The following is a 1,848-nucleotide window of genomic DNA, read 5'->3' as shown; positions in this document are numbered from 1 at the left end:
TGCGTGCCGTTTCGTAAAGGGAGGACCTGTACCGCGAGACGGATTGGAATAATAATTGTGCCACTGCTGCGCTCCTTGGCTTGGTGTGATTTGATACCAAATCAAGTAAAGGATGCGTAGCAGTTTTTCAATTCCAAACTTGCCCAAATCTCCAGGACAGCTCGTTTTTCATCAGCCCAGGCGATGCCCACGCGGTTAAACAGTTTAGAAACCTGTCGCGGCGTTGGACTGAACCCTGGCGGGATCAGCTACGGACAGGTCGTTCAAAACTTATCCAACGCTAAAACCCCGCGAATTGCTTGCAAATACCTTCGATTGTTTTGCGTCTAAAACTTAAAGTTTTTACTCGGATTGCACTTGCCTCCGGTGTAGCAAAAATCTTACTATTGACCGTAATAGAAACTCTCGTGTCGGAATGGATTCCTTCAGCGGGTTGTCGAACGTTCGTTTGATAACGCTGCCCGACAAGACGTCGCACGCGTGAATCTGTGATTCAAAGCAAAGGAGCATATCGCACCTTTGGCTCCGCGATGTCGTAGGCTGGCGTCCCGAATGAAGATTCGGATCGATCGCTGGTCGGAAAGGATACCCAGAAGATGCTAGTTCTATCTCGTCAGGCACAAGAAACGATTGTCTTCCCTAGCCTAGGGATCAGTGTTCAGGTCTTAAGATGCTCGCAAAATAATGTGCGCATCGGAATCGACGCTCCCCGCGAAATCGCCGTGCTTCGCGGCGAGATTCAAGACCAAGAAGTCAGCTCGGGAGCGACCCGAATTGCCGCAAATTTGATCGCGAAATCCACGCTCCCAAATCTTCGACAAACCATCAACGAGGCGGCCGCGACGCTCAATCAGCTACACCTGCTCGCTGATGCTCCGTCGAACCCAAAGTGTGAAGCAGCCATCTTTAAGTTGTTCGATGACCTGCGAAAACTTGACTCGCAAGTCACTTGCTTGTCAAAACCGGATTTGTCAGAACCCCAAGGCGATTCCCAACGGGCCGTGCGTGCCTTGCTGGTCGATGACAACGATAACGAGCTACGGTTGCTTTCCAGCTATCTGGAAGTCAAAGGAATTGAAGTCACCACTGCAAACAACGGCCAAGTCGCACTGCAACAAATGGCAAATTGCGAACCAGATATCGTTTTGCTAGACATGTCGATGCCCCAGTTTGACGGCCGATGGACGATCGACCAAATTCGGGGCGATCGCCAGTTGGAAAACATGCCTGTCTTTGCCGTCAGCGGCACCGACCAAGCCGATTCCGATGTCGAAGTTGGACCGCAAGGCGTCAATGGCTGGTTCCGCAAACCGCTCAACCCTGCGGACCTGATTCACGAGATCACCAATTCTTGTGCCTCCCATCAAGCTGTGCTGAATTAGCAACGACCAGATCTTGTTGGCGATGAGGATTTGGTCTGGACCGCAAAATCTTTGGTATTGAATTAGTATTTTTAAATTCAGAATTTGTTTTGCTTTCAGTCCAATGCGGCGATTCGAATCGTCGCAGGCAACTCGATCAATTTCCGGTCCGGGCTTGTCCCGAATGGCGTGGACTTAAGGAAAATAGAGTGAGTTTCATAGAGCCAGCTTTCCTGCTTCCGTCCCGGCTTACCCGGGCGGGGCGTGCAAGTGGCAGCTACCTCTAGTCGTTGATCGATCCGCGATCATAACGTTCGTAAATAGTCCCGGCGGGACGGAAGCTCTCTGCCGGTCTTTTTTGAAAATGTCACCATTAATACTGGCTGAGTAAATAGTCCCGGAGGGCCGGAAGCTCTCTGCCGGGGATGTAAATCCCCGGATGGCAGCGTTCTATCTCACCAATTCTCTGGCTCGGTTTCGCGGCTAC

General features: G+C 51.1%; 1 protein-coding gene. It reads left to right on the top strand.

Annotated features, from left to right (window positions below):
* Positions 1-596: 596 nt before the first annotated feature.
* The gene (locus RC85_RS25600) at positions 597-1,382 is read left to right on the top strand and encodes a response regulator (RefSeq protein ID WP_084423020.1); all 786 of its coding nucleotides are present in this window, start codon (positions 597-599) and stop codon (positions 1,380-1,382) included.
* Positions 1,383-1,848 lie beyond the last annotated feature (466 nt).

Source organism: Rubripirellula obstinata (genome assembly GCF_001642955.1).
GTDB lineage: Bacteria > Planctomycetota > Planctomycetia > Pirellulales > Pirellulaceae > Rubripirellula > Rubripirellula obstinata.
Note: the sequence above shows the minus strand (reverse complement) of the source record. Positions and strands in the feature narration are given on the sequence as shown.

Excerpts from the sequence above, each read along its gene's own strand:
- RC85_RS25600 (WP_084423020.1), top strand. The coding sequence starts at position 597 with ATGCTAGTTCTATCTCGTCAGGCACAAGAAACGATTGTCTTCCCTAGC.